Here is a 25,737-nt window from a genome sequence, read left to right on the forward strand (position 1 = left end):
CGCGTTAAGCTTCGGGCATGCGACTCCTGCTTGCCGAAGACGATGCCATCCTGGCCGACGCACTGGTTGCCAACCTCGAACATGCCGGCTTCGAGGTGGAAACTGCTGAGAATGGTGCCGTCGCGGAGTACCTGCTCAACCGCCAGCATTTCGACGCGGCCATCCTTGACATTGGACTGCCTCTGGTCGATGGACTGACGGTGCTCAAGCGTGTAAGGATCAGCAAGCCCGCCCAACCCATCCTGGTGCTCACGGCCCTGTGCGATCTGGAGCACCGTGTCGAGGGCCTGAATGCGGGCGCCGACGACTATCTCACCAAGCCCTTCGAGTTTCCGGAACTGGAGGCCCGTGTGCGCGCCCTCCTGCGACGGGCCCAGCCGGGCAGCGCCCCGCTGCTGCAAGCCGGCAGCCTGCAGATGGACCGGGATGCACGACGCGCCACCATCGGTGGCGAGCCGGTGGATTTCTCGCCGCGCGAATGGTCGCTGCTGGAACTGCTGCTGGGCCAGCGTGACAAGGTGGTCACCAAGGAGCAGATCACCCAGACCTGGGGAGGCGAGGCCGCAGCAAAGAGCGAGCCGGCCGGCTCCATCGAGGTCTACATCCACCGCCTGCGCCGCAAGCTGGAGCCTTCGGGCCTGTCGATCCGCACGGTGCGCGGCCTGGGCTATCTGCTCGAAGCGGACGCGAAGGCGTGACCCCTGCGCGATGGAGCGCCCTGCAGGCGCGGCTGGGGCTGGTACCTGGCCGACGGTCGCTGCATCGGCACCTGATGTGGTGGCTGTTCATCCCGCAGCTGGTGCTGTGGATTGCAGCCGCCTTCGTCACCTACAGCGTGGCGGCTCGCTACGCCAACCTCGCGATCGACCGCAGTCTGTACCAGTCGTCCCGGGCACTGGCGCAGCAGGTCAAGCCCATCGACAACGGCTTGATGATCGACTTTCCCAAGGCCGCCCAGGCCATCCTGGAAACCGACCCGGACGACCGCGTCTACTACATGGTGAGCACCCCACCGGGGCAGTTCATCCTGGGCAACAACACGCTGCCGCCCCCGCCGCCCATTCCCGACGTGCAGCTCGACCGGCCCTACTTCTACGATGGGTTGGTCGATGAGGTCCCGGTGCGTGTGGCGGCCTTGTACCTGGCCTATGGGGACCAGGCCTCGCCGCAACGCATGCTGGTGCAGCTGGCCAAGAGCCGCGCCAGCCGCGAGGAGCTGGCGCGGCAGATCCTCATCGACACGGCGTTGCCGCTCTCAGCACTGATCCTGCTGATGTCGCTCATCGTCTGGGGAGGCATCCGTACCGGGCTGGCACCGCTCGCCCGGCTGCAGGCCGTGGTGGAAGACCGTGCACCCAACGACCTCGCCCCGATTGAGCTTGAAGCCGCGCCTCAGGAGGTGCGGGCCCTGGCGCGCGCCGTCAACAGCCTGCTGGCCCAGGTGCACGAGAACGTGAGCACACAGCGCCGCTTCATCAGCAATGCCGCGCACCAGCTGCGCACCCCTCTGGCGGGCCTGAAGTCGCAGGTCGAGCTGGCCCTGTCCGAAGCCCAGGACCCTGCGCTGAAAGCGCGGCTGCAACGCGTGCAGGAGAGTGCCACACGCGCGGCCCACCTGGTGGGGCAACTGCTGATCCTCGCGCGCGCCGAGCCTGAATCGGCCGCAGCCCTGGGGAGGCGCCACTTCGATCTGGGCCGGCTGGTGCGTGAAGTGACCGCGGAGCAGGTGCCCCGTGCTCTGCAGCTGGGGGTGGATCTCGGCGTCGACGACAGCGAAGATGCCGCCCTGGAGATCCTGGGCAATGGCCTGTTGATCCGGGAAGTGCTGGTCAACCTGATCGACAACGCCGTGCGCTACGCAGGCCGCGGCGCCAGCGTCACGGTGCGCAGCCGACGGGTGGACACCCAGGCCGAGGTGGTGGTGGAAGACGACGGGCCAGGGCTGCCTGCCGAGGCAGGGCCCGATGCGCACGAGCGCGTGTTCGAGCGCTTCGTGCGTGCCAGCCACGACAGCCAGGGCTGCGGCCTGGGCCTGGCCATCGTCAGAGAGATCGTCGAGCGCCACGCCGGGCAGGTGCACCTGGAGCCGGTGCAGCCGCACGGCCTGCGGGCGGTCGTGCGTCTACCGCTGGCGACGAGCTGACCAGAGCTTCCACAACGGGGGCACCACCAGCAGCAGCGCGGCCATCACCAGCAGGGTGGCCGAGATCGGGCGAGTGACAAACGTGCTCCACTGTCCCTGACTGATGGTGAGCGCCTGGCGCATCGACTGCTCCATCATCGGACCGAGGATCAGCCCCACCACGAGGGGCGCCACCGGGAAGTCGAAGCGCCGCATCGCATAGCCGATCACGCCGAAGACATAGAGCAGGGCCACATCGAACAGCGAGTTGCTGGCGCCATAGACCCCGATGGTGGAGATCACGATGATGCCCGCATACAGGAGCGGCACCGGGATGGACAGGAGCTTGACCCACAGTCCGACCAGCGGCAGGTTGAGCAGCAGCAGGATCACGTTGCCGATGTACAGGCTCGCGATGAGCGTCCACACCAGGCTGGACTGGGAGGTGAAGAGCGTGGGGCCAGGCTGCAGGCCATAGCTTTCGAAGGCCGAGAGGATCACGGCCGCGGTGGCCGACGTCGGAATGCCCAGCGTGAGCAGGGGCATCAGCACGCCAGCGGCCGAGGCGTTGTTCGCAGCTTCCGGGCCGGCCACCCCCTCGATGGCCCCGTGGCCAAACTCCTCCTTGTGCTTCGACAGCTTTTTTTCGGTGTAGTACGAGAGCAGCGTGGGCAGCTCGGCGCCGCCGGCGGGCATCGCCCCGATGGGAAAGCCGAACCCCGCGCCGCGCACCCAGGGCCACCAGGAGCGCTTCCAGTCCTCGCGCGTGAGCCAGACCCGGCCCTGGACCTTGAGCACTTCACCCTTGCCCGCCCGGCCCTGCCAGGCCAGGTAGAGCGCCTCGCCCACGGCAAACAGACCCACCGCCACGGCGGTGAACTCGACCCCATCCAGCAGCTCCGCCTGCCCGAAGGTGAAACGCGGCTGCCCGGTCTGAAGGTCGATGCCCACCATCCCCGCCAGCAGGCCCAGGCTCAGCGCAATCAGGCCACGCAGCACCGAACTGCCCAGCACCGCAGAGACGGCCACCAGCGACAGCACCATCAGGGCGAAATAGTCGGCAGGGCCAAAGCGCAGCGCCATCTCCACCACCCATGGCGCCACGAAGGTGAGCGCAAGCGTGGCCAGCGTGCCCGCCACGAAGCTGCCGATGGCCGCCGTGGCCAGGGCCGGCCCGGCCCGGCCCTTCTTGGCCATCTTGTAGCCTTCCAGGGCCGTCACCACCGTGGCCGATTCCCCGGGCGTGTTGATGAGGATGGAGGTGGTCGAGCCGCCGTACATGGCGCCGTAGTACACGCCAGCAAACATCACGAACATCGCCGCCGCGGGCACCTTGTAGGTGAGGGGCAGCAACAGCGCAATGGTGAGTGCAGGACCAATGCCCGGTAGCACGCCCACCATGGTGCCCAGCAGGCAGCCCAGGAAGCCATACAGCAGGATCTCGGGCTGCAAGGCCGCAGCGAAGCCGCCCATCAGGGCTGCGAAAGTGTCCATCGGTCAGGTCAGGAAGGGCACGAAGGGGCCAAGCTGCACCCCGAGCTGCCGGTCGAAGAGATACCAGATCGCGAACGAGAACAGCAGCGCGACGATCAGGTCACGGGCCCAGCGCCGGCTGTCGAAAGCGCGCGCGATGCACACGAAGGACACCACGCCGGCCAGGCCGATGCCCAGCAGGGGCGTGAGGGCCAGCAGCGCGGCCAGGCCACCGACCATCCAGGCCACCCGGGCATGCCGTCCGGGCAAGGGTGATTCATGCGGGTCATCGACCGCATCACCGCTGCGCCCCAGCAGGCTGAAGACCAGGTAGAGCACCGCGAGGACGCCCAGCACGATCACCAGGGCGCGCGGCATCACGGCCGGTCCGACCGCCGCGAACGCCGGTGGGTCGGGGATCACCTCCACCTGCCATACCCCCAGGACCACCAAGGCGACCAGCGCCAGCCCCATGCAGACGGGGCCGGGGCGAGGGCGCAAGGGCGCCGTCATGCCAGGCCCAGGTCCTTCATGACCGCTTCCGTGGCGGAGATGTCGGCCGCCAGCATCTGGCCGAAGGCATCGCCTGTCAGGAAGACGTCGGTCCACTTGCGCTGGTCCAGCACCTCTTTCCAGGCCGGCGCCGCGTGCATGCGGGTGAGCAGGTCCACCAGCGCCTGCCGCTGCGAAGGCGTGATGCCCGGTGCGCCGAAGACGCCACGCCAGTTGGCAGCCGTCACATCGAGCCCCTGCTCCTTCAGGGTGGGCACATCCACGCCGGGAATGCGCGCATTACCCGACACCGCCAAGGGGCGCAGCCGCCCCGCGCGAATGTGTTCCGCAAACTCCGAGTAGCCCGAGATGCCCGCGGACACCTGGGCACCCAGCACCGCCGCCGTGGCGGGGCCACCACCGGCAAAGGCCACATAGGCCGCTTCGCGCGGGTTCTTGCCCAGCGCACGCAGGATGAGGCCCAGCAGCAGGTGGTCAGTTCCCCCCGAGGAGCCACCGGCCACGCTCACGGCCTTGGGTTCGGCACGCAGCGCATTCTCCAGATCCTTCCAGGTCTTGTGGGGGCTGCTGGCCGGCACCACGATGACGCCGGCTTCTTCGGTCAACCTCGCCAGCGGCGTCACATCCTTGATCGTCACCGGGCTCTTGTTGGCGATGCCCCCGCCCACCATCACCGAGCCTCCGACCATCATCGCGTTGCCCTGTCCCCTGCGCTGGTTGACGAAGCGGGGCAAGCCCACCATGCCAGCAGCGCCGCCCACATTCTCGAACTGGAAGCTCCCCACGAGGCCTGCAGCCTTGCAAGCGGCTTCAATGGCACGCGCCGTGCCGTCCCACCCCCCACCGGGCGCCGCCGGCACGAACATCAGGATCGATTCAAAGGCCTGCTGGGCCCAGGCCAGGGGGCTGAGCCCACCCAGCACAGGGGTCAGGCCGGCAGCGACAACGACGCGACGGCGATTCAAGTCCATGGGAGTCTCCGAAACGTTTCTGTTGGAAGGGAAGGCAGGCACGCTGCTTCGCCTTGGCACATTTCGAGAGTAATTCCAGCGTCTGTGGCTGGCATCAGCGTTTGCGCGGGGTTGGGGCTCCCGCCAGGCACGGGTAAACACTTATTAATGCTGTATGGATGTTTGTTTAATTATTTCTTAACATTCCACCACGGCGCACCCGTATCCACCCTCGCGCCGGATCCACCACACAAAGAGGAGCATCGACATGAGCTTGACCCGTCCCCTGACCCGCCGCCGCATCGCGCGCACACCCCTGAAGGCCCTGGCTCTGGCGGCCGCGCTCGTCACCGGCGTCGCCGCCCACGCCGGCGAGGTGGAGGTTCTGCACTGGTGGACCTCCGGCGGCGAAGCGAAGGCCGCCACGGCCCTCAAGGGCCAGATGCTCAAGCTGGGCCACACCTGGCGCGATTTCGCGGTGGCCGGCGGTGGTGGCGACTCGGCGATGACGGTGCTCAAGTCGCGCGTCGTCTCGGGCAACGCGCCGGCCGCGGCCCAGATCAAGGGCCCGTCCATCCAGGAATGGGCCCGCGAGGGTGTGCTGGCCAACATCGATGACGTGGCCAAGGCCAACAACTGGGATGCCCTGCTGCCCAAACCCATCGCAGACGGCCTGAAGTACAAGGGCAGCTACGTGGCCGCGCCCGTGAACGTGCACCGAGTGAACTGGATCTGGGCCAACCCGGCCGTGCTGGCCAAGGCGGGCGTGAAGCTGCCCACCACCTGGGATGAATTCTTCACCGCGGCCGAAGCGCTGAAGAAAGCTGGCGTGATCCCGGTCGCCCATGGCGGCCAGAACTGGCAGGACTTCACCACCTTCGAATCGGTCGCGCTCGGCGTGGGCGGAGTGGACTTCTACAAGAAGGCCCTGGTACAGCTCGATCAAGGCGCACTCAAGAGCCCGACGATGGAGAAGGTGCTCACCACCTTCAAGCGCATCAAGGACTACACCGACCGCAACGCCCCGGGACGCGACTGGAACCTGGCCACGGCGATGGTCATCAACGGCCAGGCCGGCATGCAGCTCATGGGCGACTGGGCCAAGGGCGAGTTCATCGCCGCGGGCAAGGTACCGGGCAAGGACTTCGTCTGCGCAGCCGCCCCCGGCACGGCCCAGGCCTTCACCTACAACGTCGACAGCTTCGCGATGTTCAGGATCAAGAATGAGGCGAACGTGAAGGCGCAGAAAGACCTGGCCGCAGCCCTCGTGTCGCCCGAGTTCCAGGAGGTCTTCAACCTGAACAAGGGTTCCATCCCGGTGCGTCTGAACATGGACCTGTCCAAGTTCGACGACTGCGCGAAGCTCTCGGCCAACGACTTCGTGGCCTCGGCCAAGTCGGGCGGCCTGGTGCCGTCGATCGCCCACGGCATGGCCGTGCCTTCGGCCGCGGAGGGGGCCATCAAGGATGCGGTGTCGCAGTTCTGGAACAGCGACCGCATGAGCGCCAAGGATGCGATGGAGCGCATTGCCAGCGCCGCCCGCGCCCAGTGAACCTGCTCCAGGCACCTTGAACGATGGCGGCCGCCGTGTGCACGGTGGCCGCCCCTGATGTTCCTGCTGGATTCCGCATGACCCCTCCCGTCCCCTTGCGAGTGCGCCAGCCCTGGCTGCCGCGCCTGGTGCTCGCGCCGTCCTTTGTGCTGTCGATGATCTTCATCTACGGCTTCATCGCCTGGAACGGCTATCTCTCGCTGTCGGCCTCGCGCTTGCTGCCCAACTACGAGTTCGTCGGGCTCGAGCAATACGCCACCCTCTTCGCCAGCGAACGCTGGTGGGTGGCCATGCGCAACCTCGGGATCTTCGGGGTTCTTTTCATCGGCCTGTCAATGGGCCTGGGCCTGCTGCTGGCCATCCTGCTCGACCAGAAGGTGCGCGCCGAAGGCGCCTTGCGCACCATCTTCCTCTACCCGATGGCCTTGAGCTTCATCGTCACCGGCACGGCCTGGAAGTGGATCCTCAACCCGGGGCTGGGCCTGGAGCACCTGATGCACCAGTGGGGCTTCGAGAGCTTCCAGTTCGACTGGCTCATCAACCCCGACCGGGCCATCTACACGGTGGTGATCGCCGGGGTGTGGCAGTCGGCCGGCTTCGTGATGGCGCTCTTCCTTGCCGGCCTGCGAGGCATCGACGACAGCATCGTCAAGGCCGCCCAGCTCGACGGCGCCAGCCTGCCCCGCATCTACTGGCGCATCCTCATCCCCAGCCTGCGGCCGGTCTTCTTCAGCACGCTGCTGGTGCTCTCGCACATTGCCATCAAGAGCTTCGACCTGGTGATGGCGCTGACCGCCGGTGGCCCCGGCTTTGCCAGCGACGTGCCTGCCACCTTCATGTACACGATGGCCTTCACCCGTGGCCAGATCGGCCTCGGAGCGGCGTCGGCCACCGTCATGCTGGCCACCGTCGCGGCCATCGTCGTCCCTTACCTCTACAGCGAGCTGCGCACGAGGAAGCCGGCATGAAGCACCTGCACCGTTTCTTCCTCCTGGGCGCGCTGGCCTTGTTCGCTGGCCTGTTCCTCGCACCGCTGTATGTGATGGTGGTCACCTCGCTGAAGGACATGGACCAGATCCGCGCCGGCGGCCTGCTCGATCTGCCTTCCGATCCCAGCCTGGCGGCGTGGTCCAAGGCCTGGTCGAGCGCCTGCACCGGCACCGACTGCGGCGGTCTCAAGCCCTTCTTCATGAACTCCATCGCCATGGTGGTACCTGCCGTGCTCATCTCCACCGTGCTGGGGGCGCTCAATGGCTACGTGCTGAGCAAGTGGCGCTTCCGCGGCAGCGAACTGATCTTCGGCCTGATGCTCTTCGGCGTGTTCATGCCCATGCAGGTGGTGCTGCTGCCGATGTCACAGGTGCTGGGCTGGCTGGGACTGTCCACCTCGGTGTGGGGCCTGGTGCTGGTGCATGTGCTGGCCGGCCTGCCCTCCACCACCCTCTTCTTCCGCAACTACTACGTCGGCCTGCCCGACGAGCTGGTGAAGGCTGCGATGATCGACGGGGCCGGCTTCTGGCGCATCTTCTGGCGCATCGTGCTGCCGCTGTCCACACCCATCCTCGTCGTCACGCTGATCTGGCAGTTCACGCAGATCTGGAACGACTTCCTCTACGGCGTGGTGTTCACAGGCGCCGAGGCCAAGCCCGTCACGGTGGGCCTGAACAACCTCGCCAACACCACTGCCAACGTGAAGGAATACAACGTCGACATGGCCGCCGCCATGATCGCCGCCCTGCCCACGCTGGCCGTCTACATCATCGCTGGCAAGTACTTCGTGCGCGGCCTCACCGCCGGCGCCGTGAAAGGCTGATCCCATGGGAGCTCTCTCCATCCGCCAGGTCCGCAAGGCCTATCACTCACTCGAGATCCTCAAGGGCATCGACCTGGAGGTCGAAGCCGGCGAGTTCCTCATCCTCGTCGGCCCCTCGGGCTGCGGCAAGTCCACGCTGCTGGCCATGATCGCCGGGCTGGACCATCCCACCTCGGGCAGCATCCACATCGGCGACCATGACGTGACGCACGCCTTGCCCAAGGACCGGGACATCGCCATGGTGTTCCAGAGTTACGCGCTCTACCCCAACATGACGGTGGCCGACAACATCGGTTTCGCGCTGGAGATGCGCAAGGTGCCCAGGGCCGAGCGTGAGGCCACCGTTGCTCGCGTGGCGAAGATGCTGCAGATCGAGCACCTGCTGCAGCGCAAGCCGGCTGCGCTCTCGGGCGGCCAGCGACAGCGTGTGGCCATGGGCCGCGCTCTGGCGCGCAACCCCAAGCTCTTCCTTTTCGACGAGCCGCTGTCCAACCTGGACGCCAAGTTGCGTGTGGAGATGCGTGCCGAGATCAAGCTTCTGCACCAGCGCACCCGCACGACCACCGTCTATGTCACCCACGACCAGGTCGAGGCGATGACCCTGGGCGACCGCATCGCGGTGATGAAGGACGGCCAGGTCCAGCAGTTCGGCACCCCCGACGACATCTACAGCCGGCCGGCCAACCGCTTCGTCGCCGAGTTCATCGGCTCGCCGGCCATGAACTTCGTCGAGGCCTCGCGCACTGGCGCCCACGAGTTGCAGGCCCACGGACTGGGCCTGGCGCTCACGCCGACCCAATGCCAGGCCCTCCAGGCTCACGGGGGCAGCACCGTCAGTTACGGCCTGCGCCCGGAGGCCCTGCGATTTGCGGCCGAGGGCCTGCCCGGCGAGCTGGGCATGGTCGAGCCCACAGGCCCGGACACCTATGCCCTGGTGGACACCCCCCTGGGCCGCCTCACCGCGCGCGTGCCGGGCAAGGTGCACCAGCGTGTGGGCGAGCGCGTGCATCTGGCCTGGTCGCCGGAGCATTGCCACCTTTTCGACGGACAGACGCAGCAACGCATCGCCTGATACGCTTGCGGGATGCAAGTCTTCCCGCGCTACCGCTCTCCAGCCTTCCTGAAAGAGCACATCTTTCACACCATGGCCTTCTACCACCCGCGCTGCATCGACCGGCGCGGGGGCTACTTCCACTTCTTCCTCGACGATGGCACGGCCTACGACACCGGACACCGCCATCTGGTCAACAGCACCCGGCTGATCTACAACTATGCCCAGGCCCACCTGCACTTCCGTGCGCCCACCTACCTGGACGCCGTGCGCCATGGCCTGGCCTTCCTGCGCGAGGCCCACCTGGACCCGGCCACGGGTCGCTATGCGTGGATGCTGCGCGTGGACGACCATCCCGACGGACGCCGGGAGCACGTGGTGGAGGACGCCTCCCAGTACGCCTACGGTCTGGGCTTCGTGATGCTGGCCTACGCCCATGCGCTCAAGGCCGGCGTGACCGAGGCGCGCGACTGGCTGTCCGAGACCTGGCAGACCTTGAACAGCCTCTTCTGGGACGACACCCACGGTCTGTACGCCGACGAACTCGCTGAAGGTGGCGGCTGGGGCTCCTACCGGGGCCAGAACGCAAACATGCACGTGTTCGAGGCCTTGCTGGGGGCCTTCGAGGCCACCGGTGAGACGCCCTACCTCGACCGGGCCGAACAGATCGCGCGCCGCGTCACGGTGGACCTCGCCGACCAGACCGACGGCCACATCTGGGAGCATTACCGTGCCGACTGGACCCCCGATTGGTCCTACCACCGGGACCGGCCCGACGAGGTCTTCCGACCCTGGGGCTACCAGTTCGGGCACCAGGCCGAATGGGCCAAGTTGCTGCTCACCCTGGACCGTCTTCGCCCGGCATCGTGGCTGCTGCCTCGCGCGCAGGCCCTGTTCGACTTTACCGTGGCCCACGGCTGGGACGAGGACGCCCGCGGTCTGTTCAACCGCATGGCGCCCGACGGCAGCCTGTGCGACGACCACAAGGCCTTCTGGGTCCAGTCCGAGACGGCCACCGCGGCGGCCCTGCTGGGGCACCGCACCGGCCTGGAGACCTATTGGCGCTGGTATGACCGGCTGTGGTCGTACTGCTGGGACTACTTCATCGACCACGAGCATGGCGCCTGGTACCACACCCTCACGCGCGACAACCGCCGCCTGGGTGAGGAGAAGACCCCGGTAGGCCGGCTCGACTACCACACCCTGGGCAACTGCTACGAGATGCTGAGGGTGGTGGCCCCCTGACGGAAGCCACCCGGGCGCGCGACTATTGCCAGTTGCCGCCCGTGCTCACCGATCCGCCACCGGACGGTGTGGTCACGATGCGGTTGCTGCCGCCCTCCCACACCACGTTCCCAGCCCCATCCTTCTTGATGAACTTGTACTGGTAAGTAGTGTTGGCCGGCAGGTCGAGCACCGCGCGCCAGTTGCCGCGCGTCCCCGAACCGGAGATCCAGGTCATCGGCCTGGCGGCCGCCGGCGACCAGTTGCCCAGTGCGCTGTGGTTGCCCACGACGAAGAGGTTCTGTCCCCAGACGGTGTCGGCCGATACGTTGAACGTCACCGAGGCCGTCTGCGGCGGCTGAGTGGCGCCGCCCAGGCGGGCGCCTGCATGGATGGCCGCCGCGCCGTTCGGCCCGGCCGTGAGCGTCACGTACCCGCCGGCATCGACCGTCACCACATTGCCGGTGCACTGGCCGTTGCTGAAGTCCCCCGAGATGACATCGCAATACTGGCCTGCAGGCAGGCTGGTCTTGAAGTTGCGTGTCAGCGCGGCACCTTCGCGGTTGATCACCACGAAGCCCTTGTCACCTCGCCCGAAGGCGATCTGGTTGTTGCCGTTGTCCCACCAGTCGGTCACGGTCCAGTTCGACACCGTGGCGTTGCGGAAAGCCACCATGTTGCCGATGCCGCGCCAGCGATGCTCGCACACCCAGCCGCCGATGCTCTGGCTGAAGCACGCCGGCTGGCTGCCGCCACCGTCCCAGGGGCCACGGGTGGCGCCGCCACTGTAGTGCGGTGGGCCGAAGCTGGTGTCGTAGGCCGTGCTGCGGTTGAAGGCATAGCTCGACATCAGCGCCGGGTAGCCATAAGGCCAGGCCAGCATGAAGATGTTCGCCAGGTCGTAGGTCGCACCGTAGTGGTAGGTGAGGTAGTTGCCGCCACCCCCATGACCCCGCTGCTTGTCGTGGTTGTCGATGAAGGCCACAGCCTTGCTGCTGGACATCAGCCCCCAGGACTCCCCGAAGCTGCGCAACTCGGCCAGGCGGCCGCCGCCGGCGAACTTGCCGAAGATCTGCTTGCCATAGTTGAACTCGGTCACGGTCACCTGGCCGCCGCCGAGCGAGAAGTACTGGTTCGGCTGCACCGCTTCGCCCGCTGCACCGATCACTTCCAGGAACCAGAAGGGGCGGTTCGCACCGGTGCGGCTGTTGACCGCATCGATGATGGCGCCCAGGTCGGTCGGGCTGATGTGCTTGGCCGCGTCCACCCGGAAGCCCTTGACCCCCATGTTGACCAGGCCCACCAGATAGTCGGCGATCTTGCCGCGCACATAGGTGCTGCCGGTGTTCAGGTCCTGCAGGCCCGAGAGTTCGCAGCGCTGCACGTTATTGGCATCACCGTAGTTGGTGATGCCGCACACTGGTTGATGGAAGTCATTGGGACCATAAAGCCCGGGGTAGTTGTGATAGCTCCAGCTGCGCCCGGCGCTCGAGGTGCCACCGGTGCCGCCCGACATATGGTTGATCACGGCGTCCACGTAGATGCCCACGCCGACGGCATTGCATCGGTTGACCATGTCCTGAAACTCGGCGCGCGTGCCGCTGCGGCTGCGGTCCAGGTTGTAGCTCACCGGCTGGTAGCGCATCCACCACGGATAAGGGGCACCGTCCCCGCTGCTCACCCAGTTGTGCTCGTTCGGGGGCGACACCTGCACCGCCGCGAAGCCCTTGGGCCCGAGGAAGGTCTCGCACTCGCGCGCGATGTCGGTCCACTTCCATTCGAAGAGGTGCACGAAAGCCGTGCGCGGCGCGGTCTGGGCCTGGACGGTCGAAGCGCCCAGGGCCGTTGCGGCCAGAGCGAATGCCGCCAGACCCTTTCGGGCCAGGCGTCGCCAGGAAGGGGGCAAAGGGGAAGGCTGCAGCATCGATGTCTCCTGCGGTGCTGGGTGGGTGGGCCGGTGTGGCCGGCCGCGGTTGGGGAATGGGCGGCAAGCTTAGGCAGGCGCACGCCGCAACGCCAGCACCTGAAGGCAGGTACATCGCCGTTACGATGGATTTTTTTGTAAGGACTACAGGCACTACATCGAGCAACGGGCAAAGCGCCGATGTAGTCGATTGAAAGATCAGGGTTTGCCCGCGCGACGTCAGACGGCACTCAGCGCTCGATCTGCGCGACACGCCATGCCGCGAGCGCTGCCAGCATCGCCATCGCTGCTGCGGCCCAGAACACTGACGCAAAGCCCCAGGCCTCGCCGAGCGCTCCTCCGGCCACGCCGCCCACCACACCAGGCAATCCGTAGCCCAGCACGGAATACAGCGCCTGGCCGCGCCCGCGCAGGCGATCGGCGAAATGCCGGTTGATGAAGGCAATGCACACTGTGTGATGAGTGGCAAAGGTGAGCGCATGGCTCACCTGGGCCAGAACCAGCACCGCGAGGCTCGCCCCAAAGGCGGCCGTGGCGCCGAAGCGAAGTGCCGCCACGGCACACACCCCCACCATCCACCACGTCAGCGGCCAGCGCACCAGCCAGCGGCCCTGCACCAGGAACCAGACGATCTCCACCGCCACCGACACCGCCCAGAGCACGCCCACCACGCGCTTGCTGTAGCCCAGCTCGTCCAGGTAGAGCGAGAAGAAGGCATACAGGCCCACATGGGCCAGGATCATGAAAAAGACCGAGACGAAGAACCAGCGCACGGCCGGGCGAGCCAGCACAGGGGCCAGGGGCGGCGCCGGCTCACCCATGTGTTCGCCATCAGTGCCGGACGGCAGACGCCAGCACACCGCCACCAGCGCGCCGAGCAGCGCGACCGTGCCCACTGCAAACCAGGAAAGGCCAAAGCGCTCGAAAACGAAGCCAAAGACCAGCACCGTCACGATGAAGCCCACCGAGCCCCACACGCGCACGCGACCATAGCGGGCCACGTCCAGGCCCTGTGGATTGGTCACCCGCTGAGCCAGCGCAGCCTCCGCCATGGGCATCATCGCGCTGGTGTTGAAGAACATCAGGAAGAGCACCACGCCGACAATCCCGACGGTGGGCGACACCCATTGCGGCATCAGCAACAGGCCCAGGCTGCTGGCCAGGCCCAGGCTCGCGGCCCAACGCATCAGCAGCGCACGCCGGCCGGTGTGGTCGGACAGCCAGCCCCAGCTGTAGGGCGCCATCACACGGGTGAGACTCTGCACGGCCGTGAGCAACCCGATCGCCAGCGAGCCGAAGCCCAGTTCCTTGAGCCACAGCGGCAGGTAGGGGTTGAAGTAGCCGATGAAGCCGAAATACACCGCGGTCAGCGCCGCGAAGGACCACAGGCCCTGCGAAGGCGCGGAGGCGCCGGCGGGAGCCGCCATGGGCGGCCTCAGGCCTGCGGCGCGCGGGCCGGGATCTGCGGGGTGGCCACCGACACGTCGCCGCATTGCGCCCGGTGGCGCAGCGCGTGGTCCATCACCACCAGGGCCAGCATGGCCTCGGCAATCGGTGTGGCGCGGATGCCCACGCAGGGGTCGTGGCGGCCGAAGGTTTCCACCGTGGCCGGCTGGCCCTGCAGGTCGATCGACTGGCGCGGCGTGCGGATCGAGCTCGTGGGCTTGATCGCGAGGTGCACCACCAGGTCCTGCCCCGTGCTGATGCCCCCCAGCACCCCGCCGGCGTTGTTGCTGCGAAAGCCTTGCGGCGTGAGTTCATCGCCGTGTTCGGTGCCCTTCTGGGCCACGCAGGCAAAGCCCGCGCCGATCTCCACGCCCTTGACGGCATTGATGCCCATCATGGCGTAGGCGATGTCGGCATCGAGCTTGTCGAAGAGCGGCTCGCCCAGCCCCACGGGCACGCCAAGGGCCTCGACGCGCAGGCGCGCGCCGACCGAATCACCGGCCTTGCGCAGCGCGTCCATGTAGTCTTCCAGCCGCGCGATGTCGCTCGCATTGGCGGCAAAGAAGGGGTTGCGGGGCACGTGGTCCCAGGACTCGAAGGGGATCTCGATCTCGCCGAGTTGGGTCATGCAGCCACGGAAGGTGGTGCCGTGCTGCTGCGCCAGCCACTTCTTCGCCACCGCGCCTGCGGCCACCATCGGGGCCGTGAGCCGCGCCGACGAGCGCCCGCCGCCGCGCGGGTCGCGGATGCCGTACTTGTGCCAGTAGGTGTAGTCGGCATGCCCAGGCCGGAAGGTCTGGACGATGTTGCCGTAGTCCTTGCTGCGCTGGTCGGTGTTGCGGATCAGCAGGCAGATGGGCGTGCCGGTGGTCTGGCCCTCGTACACGCCTGAGAGGATCTCCACCGCATCGGGTTCGTTGCGCTGGGTCACGTGGCGCGAGGTGCCCGGGCGGCGGCGGTCCAGGTCAGGCTGGATGTCGGCCTCGGACAGGGCCAGCCCGGGCGGGCAGCCGTCGATCACGCAGCCGATGGCCGGGCCGTGGGACTCGCCGAAGTTGGTGACGCGAAAGAGCTGGCCGAAGGTGCTGCCGGACATGGAACCCAAGCGATGAAAGGGCCGGGGCCGCGCCAACGTGGCCGGCCCCGGCGTGTGGAAGATGGCCCGATTTTACGGGCCTGTGCACCTCAGGACGGCTGGGCCGGCTCGTCACCCACGGGCCAGTCGCGGATGTAGGCCTTGAGCATGCGGTTTTCGAAGTCCTGGCTGTCCACCACCGCCTTGGCCACGTCGTAGAAGGAGATCACGCCCATCAGCGTGCGCTGGTTCATGACCGGCATGTAGCGGGCGTGGCGGCCGAGCATCATGCGGCGCACCTCGTCGATCTCGGTTTCCAGCGTGCAGGTCAGCGGGGCCGCATCCATCACCGTGCGCACGATGGTCTGGCCCACCGTGCCGCCGTTGGCCACCACCGCCTGGATGCATTCGCGGAAGGTGAGCATGCCCACCAGATCGCCGTGCTCCATCACCACCAGCGAGCCGATGTCGTGCTCGGCCATGGTCTTCATGGCATCGCCCAGGCGCTGGTCGGGCGACACCGTGAACAGTGTGCCTCCCTTGACGCGCAGGATGTCACTGACTTTCATGGCGGGCCTCCTCTGGCAGGTTCGCGGGTGAGCGGAAACAGGTCGAGGCTTCAATATAGCCCACAATGCCTGTCCACTGGACACGCGAGCACCCCCTGGGCAATCCCGGGTGCGTGCCGACACCTTTGGAGACACCATGCCTGGATATTCCGACCCCGGCTTCGACACGCTGGCCCTGCACGCGGGCAGTGCGCCGGACCCGACCACCGGCGCCCGCGCGGTGCCGATCTACCTGAGCACCTCCTTCGTCTTCGACGACAGCGACCATGCGGCGGCGCTGTTCAACATGGAGCGCGCGGGGCATGTGTATTCACGCATCTCCAACCCCACCACGGCGGTGCTCGAAGAGCGCATCGCCGCGCTCGAAGGTGGCGTGGGCGCCATTGCCACGGCCAGCGGGCAGGCCGCCCTGCACCTGGCCGTCGCCACCCTGATGGGCGCCGGCTCCCACATCGTCGCCAGCACGGCCCTGTACGGCGGCTCGCACAACCTGCTGCACTACACCCTGACGCGCTTCGGCATCGAGACCACCTTCGTGCCCCCGGGCGACCTGGATGCCTGGCGCCGTGCGATCCGACCCACCACCCGCCTCTTTTTCGGTGAGACCCTGGGCAACCCCGGCCTGGACGTGCTGGACATTCCCGCCGTCAGCGCCCTGGCCCACGAACACGGCCTCCCGCTGCTGGTCGATTCCACCTTCACGTCGCCTGCACTGATGCGCCCCATCGACCACGGCGCCGACCTCGTCTACCACTCGGCCACCAAGTTCCTGGGCGGCCACGGCACGGTGATCGGCGGCGTGCTGGTCGACAGCGGTCGCTTCGACTGGGAGGCCTCGGGCCGCTTCCCCGAACTCACCCAGCCCTATGAAGGCTTCCACCAGATGGTGTTCACCGAGGAAAGCAGCGTGGGAGCCTTCCTGCTGCGTGCGCGGCGCGAGGGCCTGCGCGACTTCGGCGCCTGCCTGAGCCCGCACTCGGCCTGGCTGATCCTGCAGGGCATCGAGACCCTGTCTCTGCGCATGGAGCGCCACGTGGCCAACACCCGTCAGGTGGTGAAGTTCCTGGCCGAGCACCCCATGGTGGAATCGGTGGGCTACCCCGAGCTGCCCGGCCATCCCAGCCATGCACTGGCCCAGCGCCTGCTGCCCAAGGGGTGTGGCGCCGTCTTCAGCTTCAACCTGCGCGGCAGCCGCGAGCAGGGCCGCCGCTTCATCGAAAGCCTGCGGCTGTTCTCTCATCTGGCCAACGTGGGGGACTGTCGCTCGCTGGTCATCCACCCGGCCTCGACCACCCACTTCCGCATGGACGACGCCGCCCTGGCGCGCGCCGGCATCACGCCCGGCACCATCCGCCTGTCCATCGGTCTGGAGGAGGCGTCCGACCTCATCGACGACCTGGGCCGGGCCCTGAAAGCCGCCGAAAGAGCCGGGAGGACCGCATGAAACTGCTGGTCCGTGGCCAAGAGGCCTATGCCTACACGGGGGGGAAATCCTTCGACCCCGCCCTGCCCTGCGTCGTGTTCATCCACGGCGCGCTCAACGACCACAGCGTGTTCGCCTTGCAGACCCGCTACCTCGCCCACCACGGCCACGCCGTGCTCGCGGTGGACCTGCCGGGGCACGGACGCAGCGCCGGCCCGGCACTCGACAGCATCGAGGCGCTCGCCGAATGGCTCATCGCCCTGCTCGATGCCGCCGGCGTGACGCGCGCGGCCGTGGTAGGCCACAGCATGGGCTCGCTCATCGCGCTGGAAGCCGCCGCCCGCCTGGGCGAGCGCGCCACCCACGTCGCGCTGGTGGCCACGGCCTATCCGATGAAGGTCTCGCCGGCATTGCTGGAAACCTCGCTCAAGGACCCGAACAGGGCCATGCGCATGGTCAACAGCTTCTCCATCGGCACGATGGCCGCCAAGCCTTCGGCGCCCGGCCCCGGCGCCTGGCTGCACGGTGGCAACCTGGCCCTGATGGAGCACTTGCAGGCCCGCCACGCACGCCAGCACGAGGGCGCCAATCTCTTCCACACCGACTTTTCCGTCTGCGACCGCTATACAGGCGGCCTGGAGGCGGCCCAGCGGGTGCACTGCCCGGCGCTGCTGCTGCTGGGCGCCCAGGACCAGATGACGCCGCCTGCGGCCACCAAGGACCTGGCAGCAGCCTTGAAGGCCCAGGTCACGACCCTGCGCGCCGGGCATTCCCTGATGACGGAGAACCCGGACGGGGTGTTGAATGCCCTCAAAGGCTTTCTCTCCTCGCCCAGGAGTCCGTCATGAGCACCACCTTGCAGGGACAGGGTGTCGACCCGCGCAGCTTCAAGAGCTTCGCCGAGTTCTACCCCTTCTACCTCAGCGAACACAGCAACCGCACCTGCCGCCGGCTGCATTTCGTCGGCTCCACCCTGGCGCTGATCTGCCTGGCAGCGCTGCTGGCCACCGGCCAGCCGCAATACCTGCTCTACGGCCTGCTGGCAGGCTATGGCTTTGCCTGGATCGGCCACTTCGGCTTCGAGAAGAACAAGCCCGCCTCCTTCAAGCGGCCGCTCTACAGCTTCATGGGCGACTGGGTCATGTACAAGGACATCTGGACGGGCCGGATCAAGTTCTGACGCCGCTCACTCCAGCAGTTCCTGGAGTGTCATCCGACCGAACCCGGCCTTGTCCCAGAAGCCGCGCAGGTTGGGGGCCGGATCGAGCAGCAGTTCGGCCACGAGAGGCTGCGCCAGCGTCGTGTCGGGTTCGGCCAGCAGCACATAGCGTGCGCCGCCTTCCTCGTCCAGCCGGCCGACCCAGTCCAGGGCTCGCAGCTTCTCAAGCAACGGCTCGATCTGCAGCGGGTCGGTGCGCAGCCGCTCCGACAAGGCTTCCAGACTCATCCCGTGGGCCTGCTGCGAGCGGCTGAGCTGCAGCTCCCGCAGCACCATCAAGGCCAGGTGAAAGCGATGCCCCGGCGTGGCCGGCCGGCGCACCACCTTCATCTGCAGACTGGGGGCGTAGGCCGCGATCACTGCCCCCAGCAGGACCACCACCCAGCCCAGGTAGAGCCAGATCAGGAAGATGGGTACGGTGGCAAAGGTGCCGTACAGCGCGGAATAGGTGGGCACCTTGCCCAGGTACCAGGCCAATGCCGCCTTGGCCAGTTCGAAGCCCGTGGCCACGAAGACCCCGCCGGCCAGGGCGTGCGGCCAGCGCACGTAGGTGTTGGGCACGTAGCGAAACAGCCCGGCAAAGGCGGCCACCATGAGGAAGTATTCCAGGGTGTTGAACAGGAACGAAACCGGGGCCGGCAAGCTGCCCACCAGCCCTCGCGAGGCGGTCATCGCATAGGAGGTCAGCGTCAGGCTCACGCCCAGCAGCAAAGGCCCCAAGGTGGCCGCGGCCCAGTACACCAGCACCCGCTGGGCGATCGGGCGCGGTTTGCGCACGCGCCAGATACCGTTCAAGGTGCGGTCGATCGTGAGCATCAGCGAAAGCGCCGTGAGCACCAGTACCACCAGACCGGCCGTTCCCAGGCGGTTGGCGTTGGCCGCAAAGCGCGTCAGCGCCGTCAGCACAGGCTTCGCGATCGCCTCAGGCACCAGGGTCTTGATGAAATAGCTCTCCACCGCCGCCTGGAAGCTGCCAAACATCGGAAACGCCGTGAACACGGCGAGCGTCACCGTGAACAGCGGCACCAGGGCGATCAGGGTCGTGAACGTCAGGCTGCCGGCGGTGAGGCCCAGACGGTCCTCACGGAAGCGTTGGCCCAGGGTTCTGAGGGTGTCGAGCCAGGGCCAGTCTTGCAAGGTGCGGACCAGCTCCGACAGCCGCACGCGCGCCGACGGCAGCAGCTGCTTGGGAAAGTTCATGCCCGGTATCATGCCACCGATGGATCACGTCTCCCGCATCGACACCACACGAGCACTTGCCGTGGGCAGCCTGGTGGGCCTCATCGTGCTGGGCATCGCCTGGGAACTCTGGCTCGCGCCGCTGCGCCCCGGCGGCTCCTGGCTGGTGCTCAAGGTGCTGCCGCTCTTCCTGCCGCTGGCGGGCCTGCTCAAACGGCGCATGTACACCTACCGCTGGGTCAGTCTGCTCGTTTGGGTGTACTTCACCGAGGGCGTCGTGCGCGCCACCTCCGACCGCGGTTTCAGCGCCGTGCTCGCCGGCATCGAGGTGCTGTTGTGCCTGGTGCTGTTCACCGCATGTGCCTTGCACGTGCGCTGGCGGCTGCGCCATGCACGCACGGCCTCCGAAACCTCTCCCGCTCCCTGAATCCCATGAGCCTGCTTGATGATCTGCGTGCCGCCGTCGGCACGGCCCAGGTGCTCACCGAGGGCGATCTCTCGGCCTACGAACTCGACTGGCGCAAGCGATACCGAGGCAAGGCCCTGGCCGTGGTCCGCCCCGGAAGCACGGCGGAGGTGGCCGCGGTGGTCCGAGCCTGCGCGCGCCACGGCGCGAGCCTGGTGCCCCAGGGCGGCAACACCGGCCTGGTGGGTGCCTCGGTCCCCGACGACAGCGGCCGGCAGGTCCTGCTCAGCACCCAGCGCCTGCAGCGCATCCGCGCGATCGACACGGCCAACCTCACGATCACGGTCGAGGCCGGCTGCGTGCTGCAGACCGTGCAGGACGCAGCGGCCGCGAAGGACCTCCTCTTCCCGCTGAGTCTGGCCGCAGAGGGCAGTTGCACCATCGGCGGCAACCTGGCCACCAACGCCGGCGGCACCCAGGTGCTGCGCTATGGCAACGCGCGTGAGCTCTGCCTCGGGCTGGAGGTGGTCACGGCCGACGGCGAGGTGTGGGACGGTCTGAGCGGCCTGCGCAAGGACAACACCGGCTACGACCTGCGCGATCTCTACATCGGCAGTGAAGGCACCCTGGGAGTCATCACGGCCGCCACGCTGCGTCTGTATCCCCGCCCCGTCGCCCGCATGACCGCGCTGGCCGCCCTGCCCTCCATGGACGCCGCCGTGGCTCTGCTGCTGCGCGCCCAGGCCCGGCTGGCGGCCAGCCTCACGGGCTTCGAGGTGATGAACCAGTTCTCGCTCGACCTCGTGCGCAAGCACTTCCCGCAGCTGCCCCAGCCGCTGCCCGCCTCACCCTGGACGGTGCTGATGGAGGCCTCCGACCACGAGTCCGAAGCCCACGCGCGTGCGCTCTTCGAAGCCCTCCTGGAGCAGGCCTTCGAGGACGGCGTCATCACCGATGCCGCCGTGGCCGAGAGCCTGGAGCAGTCCAAGGCCCTGTGGCACCTGCGCGAATCCATCCCGCTGGCCCAGGCCGAGGAAGGGCTGAACATCAAGCATGACATCTCGGTACCGGTCTCGCGCATCCCTGCCTTCGTCGCATCCACCGACGCAGCGCTGGAGGCTCATCTGCCGGGCGTGCGTCTGGTCGATTTCGGCCACCTCGGTGACGGGAACCTGCACTACAACGTGCAAGCCCCTGCGGGGGTGCCTGGCGCGGCCTTCCTGGCCGAGCACGAGGCCCAGGTGAATCGCATCGTGTACGACGCCGTCATGGCACATGGCGGATCCATCTCGGCAGAGCATGGCGTGGGAATGCTCAAGCGAGAGGAACTGGCGCAGCGCAAGTCAGCCGTTGCGCTCGGCCTGATGCGGTCGATCAAGCAGGCGCTGGACCCGCACGGGCGCTTCAACCCGGGGCGACTGCTCGTTCCCTGAGGGATACTTACTGCACCGGCCCATCCAGATCGGCCGGGACGGGCAGCGCAAGCACCTCGATGCCCTCCTCGAGCAGGGCCTCGGTGTCCTCTCGAGACGCCCGGCCCCGGATGCCCCGGGTGGGGCTTTCGCCGTAGTGGATGCGCCGGGCTTCCTCGGCAAAGCGTTCGCCCACGTCCTCGGTGTGCGCCAGCACATGACGCACGGCACGCATCCACAAGGCTTCCGGGGTGTCGGCCTGGGGCTTGGGCGCCGCCGCGGGGGCCGGTTCGCTGGCCCCCAGATTCAGGCGTGGCGCGCTGGGCAGCTTGTCCACGTGCGCATCGCCGCACAGAGGGCAGGTCACCAGCCCACGTGACAGCTGGGACTGGAAGTCCTCTTCGGAGCCGAACCAGCCTTCGAAGCCGTGGCCCTGGGCACAACGCAGGTCGAACACCTTCATGGGGTCGATGATGCCCGATCCGCGCCGGATGCGCTGCGCCAGGTCAATGGCCAGCGCCCAGCCTGCCAGTTCTGCCACCACAGCAGGCCGATGAGCGTCTTGGCGTCGGTCACCTCGCCGCGGGCCACAGCATCCTCGAGCTCACGGGGGGTCGCGTGGAAGACTTCCACGAACTCGCCTTCGTCGAGCCGGGCTTCGCCCAGGCTCAGACCCCGGGCGAACCAGACCTCGATACCCTCGTCGGAATAGGCGATCGCGTTGTGGAGGAGGCCCGCATAGGCCCATTCCCGGGCACTGTATCCGGTTTCCTCCTGCAGCTCGCGCACCGCGCACGCCAGGCCGGGCTCGCCAGCATCGAGCTTGCCGGCCGGGAATTCGATCATCACGCGTCCCATCGGATAGCGGTACTGGCGCTCGAGCACGAAACGCCCGTCGTCGAGGATGGGCACGATCATCACGGCGCCCGGATGCATGATGAACTCGCGGTGTGCGTGCGCCCCGTTGGGCAGGCACACCAGGTCGCGGCGCACCGTGAGGAAGCCCCCCTGGTAGACGACCTCATTGTTCAGGCAGGTTTCGCGCAGCGCCTCGTCCCGGGGATCACCGGCCATGACGCCGTCCCTCAGTCGCGGCGCCGGCGCAGGTAGCGCCAGACGAAGCCCGGAAAAGCCAGCGTGGCAAAGAGGCTGGCGGCCACCACATAGAACTCCCAGCCCTGCGGGTGGCGCTGACCCAGCCGCGCCTCCAGGCCCATGCCCAGCAGCAGCACCAGCCCGAAGAGCAGCAGCCACTCGAACAGGCGCCAGCCGAGCCCCTTGGGAGCGCGGACCGGACCCACGATCAGAAGCCGCTCATTGAGAAACGGCAGGTTGGCGGCCACCGCCGCCACGAGCAGGATCACCCAGATCGACGCGGACTGATCCATGCCCTCAGATGCTGAAGGCGCGCACGATGGCCTGCGCGCACAAGGCCATCAGGCCACCCGGCAGGATGCCCAGCACGAGCACCGCCAGACCGTTGGCCGACAGCACGGCCCGGGCCTCGGTCGAGGCCACGATGGGCGAGCGGTCCTCGGCCTCATCGAAGTACATGACTTTCACGACACGCAGGTAGTAGAACGCGCCCACGAGCGAGAGCAGCACTGCAAAAACGGCCAGCCAGATGTAGAGACCCACGTTGGTGGACACCAGCGCCTGCAGCACTGCCAGCTTGGCGTAGAAGCCCACGGTGGGCGGAATGCCCGCCAGCGAGAACATGAAGATCGCCATCACCGCGGCATACCACGGGCTGCGCTGGTTCAGGCCCTTGAGGTCGCTGATCTCCTCGGCCTCGAAGCCCTGCCGAGACAACAGCATGATCAGTCCGAAGCTGCCCAGCGTCGTGACCACATAGGTGACGACATAGAACAGCGCGGAGCTGTAGGAGTTGGCGGCCGACAAGGTGTTGCCATTGACCACGCCGCTGGTCAGGCCCAGCAGCATGAAGCCCATCTGTGCGATGGTGGAATAGGCCAGCATGCGCTTGAGGTTGGTCTGGGCGATGGCTGCGAGGTTGCCCACCACCAGCGACGCCACCGACAGCACCATCAGCATCTGCTGCCAGTCCACCGCCAGCGAGAGCATGCCCTCCACCAGCAGGCGGATGGTGATGGCAAAGGCCGCCAGCTTCGGTGCCCCGGCGATCAGGAGCGTGGCCGCCGTGGGTGCGCCCTGGTAGACATCGGGGACCCACATGTGGAAGGGTGCGGCGCCCAGCTTGAAGGCCAGGCCAGCCACCACGAAGACCACCCCGAACACCAGCACCTGCTGGTTGATCTCGCCCGAGGCGATGGCACGGAACACCTCGTTGATGTCGAGCGACCCGGTGGCGCCGTACATCATCGACAGGCCGTACAGCAGGAAGCCGCTGGCCAGCGCACCGAGCACGAAGTACTTCATGGCCGCCTCGGTGGCCACCAGGTCATCGCGCCGCAGGGCGACCAGGGCGTACAGCGACAGTGACATCAGCTCCAGGCCGAGGTAGATCACCAGGAAGTTGCTCCCTGAGATCATCACCAGCACGCCCAGCAGCGAAAACAGGCTGAGCGTGAAGAGCTCGCCGCCGCGCAGCATGTCTCGCTGCGAGGCATACAGGCGTGCATAGACCAGCGTGACGAAGACCGACAGCGTGGCAAAGAACTTCAGCAGGTTGCCCAGCGGATCATTGACGAACATCCCCTGCATGGCGCGGACCGTCTCGCCGCCCACGTAGTAGCCCATGAAGTAGGCCATCTGCATCGCGGCGACCACGGCCAGGGTGGCCAGCGTCAGCACATAGGTCAGCGTGCGCATCGGGTGCGTCACGAACAGGTCGATCACCAGGATGGCACAGGCCAGCACCAGCAGGACGACTTCGGGGTAGATGGCGATCCAGTTCATCGTGTTCATGGTCGTCGCCCCCTCAGTTCAGTTTGGACATGGCGACGTGCTTGAGCAGGTCCACCACCGAGTGATGCATCACGTCGGTGAAAGGCTTGGGGTAGAGCCCCATCCACAGCACCGCGAGCGCCAGCAGCGCCAGCATGAAGAACTCGCGCCTGTTCAGGTCTTCCAGCGTGCGGACATTGTCGTTGGCCACCTCGCCGAAGTAGACGCGCTTGACCATCCACAGCGTGTAGGCGGCACCGAAGATCAGCGTCGTGGCTGCGGCCATGCCGATCCAGAAGTTCACCTTCACGGCACCCAGGATCACCATCCACTCGCCCACGAAACCGGCCGTGCCGGGCAGTCCGGCATTGGCCATCGCGAAGAGCACTGCAAAGGCCGCGAACTTGGGCATGGTGTTCACCACCCCGCCGTAGTCGGCGATCTCACGCGAGTGCACGCGGTCGTAGAGCACGCCGATGCACAGGAACATGGCGCCCGAGACGAAGCCGTGGGCGATCATCTGCACGATGGCGCCGGAGACGGCCAGTTCATTGAAGAGGAAGAAGCCGAGCGTCACGAAACCCATGTGGGCGATGGACGAATAGGCCACCAGCTTCTTCATGTCCTGCTGCACCAGCGCCACCAGTCCGATGTAAACCACGGCAATCAGTGAGAGCGTGATGATCAGCCAGTCGAGCTCGCGCGCGGCATCCGGCAGGATCGGCAGGGAGAAGCGCAGGAAGCCGTAGGCACCCAGCTTCAGCATGATGGCTGCCAGCACCACCGAACCACCGGTGGGAGCCTCCACGTGCGCATCGGGCAGCCAGGTGTGAACCGGCCACATCGGCACCTTGACGGCAAAGGCCAGGAAGAAGGCACCGAAGAGCAGCATCTGCGCGTCCAGCGGCAGCGGGAGCTGGTGCCAGGTCAGGATGTCGAAACTGCCGCCCGACTTGAAGTACAGGTAGGCCAGCGCCACCAGCATGAGCAGGGAACCCAGCAGCGTGTAGAGGAAGAACTTGAACGCGGCGTACACCCGGCGCGGACCGCCCCAGATGCCGATGATGATGTACATCGGGATCAGGGTGGCCTCGAAGAAGACGTAGAACAGCAAACCATCCAGCGCCGAGAACACCCCGATCATCAGCCCGGAGAGGATCAGGAAGGCACCCATGTACTGGTTCACGCGCTCGGTGATCACCTCCCAGGCCGAGATCACCACCACGATGGTGATGAAGGCCGTCAGCAGCACGAACCACACGGACAGGCCGTCCACGCCCAGGTGGTAGTGCACGTTGAAGCGGTCGATCCACTTCACGTACTCGACGAACTGCATCGCCGAGGTGGAGGTGTCGAAGCCGGTGATCAGCGGCACGGTGATGAGGAAGCTCAGGACCGCACCGGCCAGCGCGATCCAGCGCACCGGGGTGGCATGCTCATCGCGACCGAGGGTCAGCAAGATGACGCCGAAGAGGATGGGCGTCCAGATGGCGAGGCTCAGCAGACTCATGTTGGGGG

25 protein-coding genes are annotated in these 25,737 nt (G+C 67.1%); 12 read left to right on the top strand and 13 right to left on the bottom strand.

The features are described from left to right. Positions 1-17 precede the first annotated feature (17 nt). Positions 18-698, top strand: coding sequence for a response regulator transcription factor (locus C1704_RS10460; protein WP_170064677.1), 681 nt, complete (start codon positions 18-20; stop codon positions 696-698). Further along, the gene (locus C1704_RS10465) at positions 695-2,143 is read left to right on the top strand and encodes a sensor histidine kinase (RefSeq protein WP_104302680.1); all 1,449 of its coding nucleotides are present in this window, start codon (positions 695-697) and stop codon (positions 2,141-2,143) included. The genes C1704_RS10460 and C1704_RS10465 overlap by 4 nt, the downstream gene beginning before the upstream one ends. Here C1704_RS10465 and C1704_RS10470 read toward each other — a convergent pair. Genes C1704_RS10470 through C1704_RS10480 form a run of 3 tightly spaced genes read right to left on the bottom strand, consistent with a single transcriptional unit; the run spans position 2,123 to position 5,079 of the window. Further along, positions 2,123-3,616 carry a tripartite tricarboxylate transporter permease gene (locus C1704_RS10470; RefSeq protein WP_104302681.1) on the bottom strand — a complete coding sequence of 498 codons (1,494 nt, stop codon included), beginning with the start codon at positions 3,614-3,616 and terminating at the stop codon, positions 2,123-2,125. The genes C1704_RS10465 and C1704_RS10470 overlap by 21 nt on opposite strands. 3 nt (positions 3,617-3,619) lie before the next feature. Beyond that, a complete protein-coding gene (locus tag C1704_RS10475; protein WP_104302682.1) occupies positions 3,620-4,108 on the bottom strand; it encodes a tripartite tricarboxylate transporter TctB family protein in 489 nt (162 codons plus the stop codon). Then, positions 4,105-5,079, bottom strand: a complete 975-nt coding sequence (locus tag C1704_RS10480; RefSeq protein WP_104302683.1) for a Bug family tripartite tricarboxylate transporter substrate binding protein — start codon at positions 5,077-5,079, stop codon at positions 4,105-4,107. Before C1704_RS10480 ends, C1704_RS10475 begins: the two co-directional genes overlap by 4 nt. Positions 5,080-5,326: 247 nt before the next feature. Here C1704_RS10480 and C1704_RS10485 point away from each other — a divergent pair, with 247 nt between their 5' ends. The 5 genes from C1704_RS10485 to C1704_RS10505 all read left to right on the top strand — a co-directional run bounded on the left by C1704_RS10485 (position 5,327) and on the right by C1704_RS10505 (position 10,719). Then, positions 5,327-6,610, top strand: coding sequence for an ABC transporter substrate-binding protein (locus tag C1704_RS10485; RefSeq protein ID WP_245876451.1), 1,284 nt, complete (start codon positions 5,327-5,329; stop codon positions 6,608-6,610). Positions 6,611-6,687: 77 nt separating this feature from the next. Further along, positions 6,688-7,578: a carbohydrate ABC transporter permease gene (locus C1704_RS10490; RefSeq protein WP_104302684.1), complete on the top strand. Its 891-nt coding sequence runs from the start codon at positions 6,688-6,690 to the stop codon at positions 7,576-7,578. Then, positions 7,575-8,423: a carbohydrate ABC transporter permease gene (locus C1704_RS10495; protein ID WP_104302685.1), complete on the top strand. Its 849-nt coding sequence runs from the start codon at positions 7,575-7,577 to the stop codon at positions 8,421-8,423. The genes C1704_RS10490 and C1704_RS10495 overlap by 4 nt, the downstream gene beginning before the upstream one ends. A gap of 4 nt (positions 8,424-8,427) precedes the next feature. Then, entirely contained in the window at positions 8,428-9,495 is a 1,068-nt protein-coding gene (locus tag C1704_RS10500) for an ABC transporter ATP-binding protein (protein ID WP_104302686.1), read from the top strand. A gap of 12 nt (positions 9,496-9,507) precedes the next feature. Continuing rightward, positions 9,508-10,719: an AGE family epimerase/isomerase gene (locus C1704_RS10505; RefSeq protein ID WP_104302687.1), complete on the top strand. Its 1,212-nt coding sequence runs from the start codon at positions 9,508-9,510 to the stop codon at positions 10,717-10,719. Between the two features lie 22 nt (positions 10,720-10,741). Here C1704_RS10505 and C1704_RS10510 read toward each other — a convergent pair whose 3' ends face one another. From C1704_RS10510 to C1704_RS10525, 4 genes are all read right to left on the bottom strand, one after another. After that, complete coding sequence (locus C1704_RS10510) at positions 10,742-12,622, bottom strand: carbohydrate-binding module family 20 domain-containing protein (protein ID WP_104302688.1); 1,881 nt, start codon at positions 12,620-12,622, stop codon at positions 10,742-10,744. A 230-nt stretch (positions 12,623-12,852) separates the two neighbouring features. Continuing rightward, positions 12,853-14,049, bottom strand: coding sequence for an MFS transporter (locus tag C1704_RS10515; RefSeq protein WP_104302689.1), 1,197 nt, complete (start codon positions 14,047-14,049; stop codon positions 12,853-12,855). An 8-nt stretch (positions 14,050-14,057) separates the two neighbouring features. Continuing rightward, positions 14,058-15,164: a chorismate synthase gene (gene aroC, locus C1704_RS10520; RefSeq protein ID WP_104302690.1), complete on the bottom strand. Its 1,107-nt coding sequence runs from the start codon at positions 15,162-15,164 to the stop codon at positions 14,058-14,060. An 89-nt stretch (positions 15,165-15,253) separates the two neighbouring features. Continuing rightward, positions 15,254-15,712 (bottom strand): CBS domain-containing protein, encoded by a 459-nt coding sequence (locus C1704_RS10525; protein WP_104302691.1) that lies wholly within the window; start codon positions 15,710-15,712, stop codon positions 15,254-15,256. A 136-nt stretch (positions 15,713-15,848) separates the two neighbouring features. On the opposite strand from C1704_RS10525, the gene C1704_RS10530 reads away from it, so the two are divergent. The 3 genes from C1704_RS10530 to C1704_RS10540 are packed head-to-tail and all read left to right on the top strand — an operon-like array spanning position 15,849 to position 18,315. Then, the gene (locus C1704_RS10530) at positions 15,849-17,156 is read left to right on the top strand and encodes an O-acetylhomoserine aminocarboxypropyltransferase (protein WP_104302802.1); all 1,308 of its coding nucleotides are present in this window, start codon (positions 15,849-15,851) and stop codon (positions 17,154-17,156) included. Continuing rightward, positions 17,153-17,983 (top strand): alpha/beta fold hydrolase, encoded by an 831-nt coding sequence (locus C1704_RS10535; protein ID WP_104302692.1) that lies wholly within the window; start codon positions 17,153-17,155, stop codon positions 17,981-17,983. Before C1704_RS10530 ends, C1704_RS10535 begins: the two co-directional genes overlap by 4 nt. Continuing rightward, the gene (locus C1704_RS10540) at positions 17,980-18,315 is read left to right on the top strand and encodes an Mpo1-like protein (protein WP_104302693.1); all 336 of its coding nucleotides are present in this window, start codon (positions 17,980-17,982) and stop codon (positions 18,313-18,315) included. Before C1704_RS10535 ends, C1704_RS10540 begins: the two co-directional genes overlap by 4 nt. Positions 18,316-18,321: 6 nt before the next feature. Here C1704_RS10540 and C1704_RS10545 read toward each other — a convergent pair whose 3' ends face one another. Beyond that, the gene (locus tag C1704_RS10545; RefSeq protein WP_104302694.1) at positions 18,322-19,554 is read right to left on the bottom strand and encodes a YihY family inner membrane protein; all 1,233 of its coding nucleotides are present in this window, start codon (positions 19,552-19,554) and stop codon (positions 18,322-18,324) included. Positions 19,555-19,573: 19 nt separating this feature from the next. On the opposite strand from C1704_RS10545, the gene C1704_RS10550 reads away from it, so the two are divergent. Together C1704_RS10550 and C1704_RS10555 are read left to right on the top strand one after the other, a co-directional pair. Beyond that, positions 19,574-19,960: a DUF2069 domain-containing protein gene (locus tag C1704_RS10550; protein WP_104302695.1), complete on the top strand. Its 387-nt coding sequence runs from the start codon at positions 19,574-19,576 to the stop codon at positions 19,958-19,960. A gap of 5 nt (positions 19,961-19,965) precedes the next feature. After that, positions 19,966-21,372: an FAD-binding oxidoreductase gene (locus C1704_RS10555; protein ID WP_104302696.1), complete on the top strand. Its 1,407-nt coding sequence runs from the start codon at positions 19,966-19,968 to the stop codon at positions 21,370-21,372. Positions 21,373-21,379: 7 nt separating this feature from the next. Here the strand turns inward: C1704_RS10555 and C1704_RS10560 are convergent, their stop codons facing one another. The 5 genes from C1704_RS10560 to C1704_RS10580 are packed head-to-tail and all read right to left on the bottom strand — an operon-like array spanning position 21,380 to position 25,729. Further along, positions 21,380-21,814, bottom strand: coding sequence for a DUF1178 family protein (locus C1704_RS10560; RefSeq protein ID WP_104302803.1), 435 nt, complete (start codon positions 21,812-21,814; stop codon positions 21,380-21,382). Beyond that, positions 21,811-22,425 carry an NUDIX domain-containing protein gene (locus C1704_RS10565; RefSeq protein ID WP_104302697.1) on the bottom strand — a complete coding sequence of 205 codons (615 nt, stop codon included), beginning with the start codon at positions 22,423-22,425 and terminating at the stop codon, positions 21,811-21,813. The genes C1704_RS10560 and C1704_RS10565 overlap by 4 nt, the downstream gene beginning before the upstream one ends. Before the next feature lie 11 nt (positions 22,426-22,436). Then, positions 22,437-22,739, bottom strand: coding sequence for a DUF2818 family protein (locus C1704_RS10570; RefSeq protein WP_104302698.1), 303 nt, complete (start codon positions 22,737-22,739; stop codon positions 22,437-22,439). A gap of 4 nt (positions 22,740-22,743) precedes the next feature. Continuing rightward, positions 22,744-24,240: an NADH-quinone oxidoreductase subunit NuoN gene (nuoN, locus tag C1704_RS10575; RefSeq protein WP_104302699.1), complete on the bottom strand. Its 1,497-nt coding sequence runs from the start codon at positions 24,238-24,240 to the stop codon at positions 22,744-22,746. 13 nt (positions 24,241-24,253) lie between these two features. Then, complete coding sequence (locus tag C1704_RS10580) at positions 24,254-25,729, bottom strand: NADH-quinone oxidoreductase subunit M (RefSeq protein WP_104302700.1); 1,476 nt, start codon at positions 25,727-25,729, stop codon at positions 24,254-24,256. Positions 25,730-25,737 lie beyond the last annotated feature (8 nt).

Source organism: Caldimonas caldifontis (genome assembly GCF_002930615.1).
Lineage (GTDB): Bacteria > Pseudomonadota > Gammaproteobacteria > Burkholderiales > Burkholderiaceae_C > Caldimonas > Caldimonas caldifontis.

What these genes read in the sequence shown, in the direction of transcription:
- C1704_RS10460 (WP_170064677.1), top strand. Translation starts at nt 18, where the DNA reads ATGCGACTCCTGCTTGCCGAAGACGATGCCATCCTGGCCGACGCACTG.
- C1704_RS10470 (WP_104302681.1), bottom strand. Translation starts at nt 3,616, where the DNA reads ATGGACACTTTCGCAGCCCTGATGGGCGGCTTCGCTGCGGCCTTGCAG.
- C1704_RS10475 (WP_104302682.1), bottom strand. Translation starts at nt 4,108, where the DNA reads ATGACGGCGCCCTTGCGCCCTCGCCCCGGCCCCGTCTGCATGGGGCTG.
- C1704_RS10480 (WP_104302683.1), bottom strand. Translation starts at nt 5,079, where the DNA reads ATGGACTTGAATCGCCGTCGCGTCGTTGTCGCTGCCGGCCTGACCCCT.
- C1704_RS10485 (WP_245876451.1), top strand. Translation starts at nt 5,327, where the DNA reads ATGAGCTTGACCCGTCCCCTGACCCGCCGCCGCATCGCGCGCACACCC.
- C1704_RS10490 (WP_104302684.1), top strand. Translation starts at nt 6,688, where the DNA reads ATGACCCCTCCCGTCCCCTTGCGAGTGCGCCAGCCCTGGCTGCCGCGC.
- C1704_RS10495 (WP_104302685.1), top strand. Translation starts at nt 7,575, where the DNA reads ATGAAGCACCTGCACCGTTTCTTCCTCCTGGGCGCGCTGGCCTTGTTC.
- C1704_RS10500 (WP_104302686.1), top strand. Translation starts at nt 8,428, where the DNA reads ATGGGAGCTCTCTCCATCCGCCAGGTCCGCAAGGCCTATCACTCACTC.
- C1704_RS10505 (WP_104302687.1), top strand. Translation starts at nt 9,508, where the DNA reads ATGCAAGTCTTCCCGCGCTACCGCTCTCCAGCCTTCCTGAAAGAGCAC.
- C1704_RS10510 (WP_104302688.1), bottom strand. Translation starts at nt 12,622, where the DNA reads ATGCTGCAGCCTTCCCCTTTGCCCCCTTCCTGGCGACGCCTGGCCCGA.
- C1704_RS10515 (WP_104302689.1), bottom strand. Translation starts at nt 14,049, where the DNA reads ATGGCGGCTCCCGCCGGCGCCTCCGCGCCTTCGCAGGGCCTGTGGTCC.
- aroC (WP_104302690.1), bottom strand. Translation starts at nt 15,164, where the DNA reads ATGTCCGGCAGCACCTTCGGCCAGCTCTTTCGCGTCACCAACTTCGGC.
- C1704_RS10525 (WP_104302691.1), bottom strand. Translation starts at nt 15,712, where the DNA reads ATGAAAGTCAGTGACATCCTGCGCGTCAAGGGAGGCACACTGTTCACG.
- C1704_RS10530 (WP_104302802.1), top strand. Translation starts at nt 15,849, where the DNA reads ATGCCTGGATATTCCGACCCCGGCTTCGACACGCTGGCCCTGCACGCG.
- C1704_RS10535 (WP_104302692.1), top strand. Translation starts at nt 17,153, where the DNA reads ATGAAACTGCTGGTCCGTGGCCAAGAGGCCTATGCCTACACGGGGGGG.
- C1704_RS10540 (WP_104302693.1), top strand. Translation starts at nt 17,980, where the DNA reads ATGAGCACCACCTTGCAGGGACAGGGTGTCGACCCGCGCAGCTTCAAG.
- C1704_RS10545 (WP_104302694.1), bottom strand. Translation starts at nt 19,554, where the DNA reads ATGAACTTTCCCAAGCAGCTGCTGCCGTCGGCGCGCGTGCGGCTGTCG.
- C1704_RS10550 (WP_104302695.1), top strand. Translation starts at nt 19,574, where the DNA reads ATGGATCACGTCTCCCGCATCGACACCACACGAGCACTTGCCGTGGGC.
- C1704_RS10555 (WP_104302696.1), top strand. Translation starts at nt 19,966, where the DNA reads ATGAGCCTGCTTGATGATCTGCGTGCCGCCGTCGGCACGGCCCAGGTG.
- C1704_RS10560 (WP_104302803.1), bottom strand. Translation starts at nt 21,814, where the DNA reads ATGAAGGTGTTCGACCTGCGTTGTGCCCAGGGCCACGGCTTCGAAGGC.
- C1704_RS10565 (WP_104302697.1), bottom strand. Translation starts at nt 22,425, where the DNA reads ATGGCCGGTGATCCCCGGGACGAGGCGCTGCGCGAAACCTGCCTGAAC.
- C1704_RS10570 (WP_104302698.1), bottom strand. Translation starts at nt 22,739, where the DNA reads ATGGATCAGTCCGCGTCGATCTGGGTGATCCTGCTCGTGGCGGCGGTG.
- nuoN (WP_104302699.1), bottom strand. Translation starts at nt 24,240, where the DNA reads ATGAACACGATGAACTGGATCGCCATCTACCCCGAAGTCGTCCTGCTG.
- C1704_RS10580 (WP_104302700.1), bottom strand. Translation starts at nt 25,729, where the DNA reads ATGAGTCTGCTGAGCCTCGCCATCTGGACGCCCATCCTCTTCGGCGTC.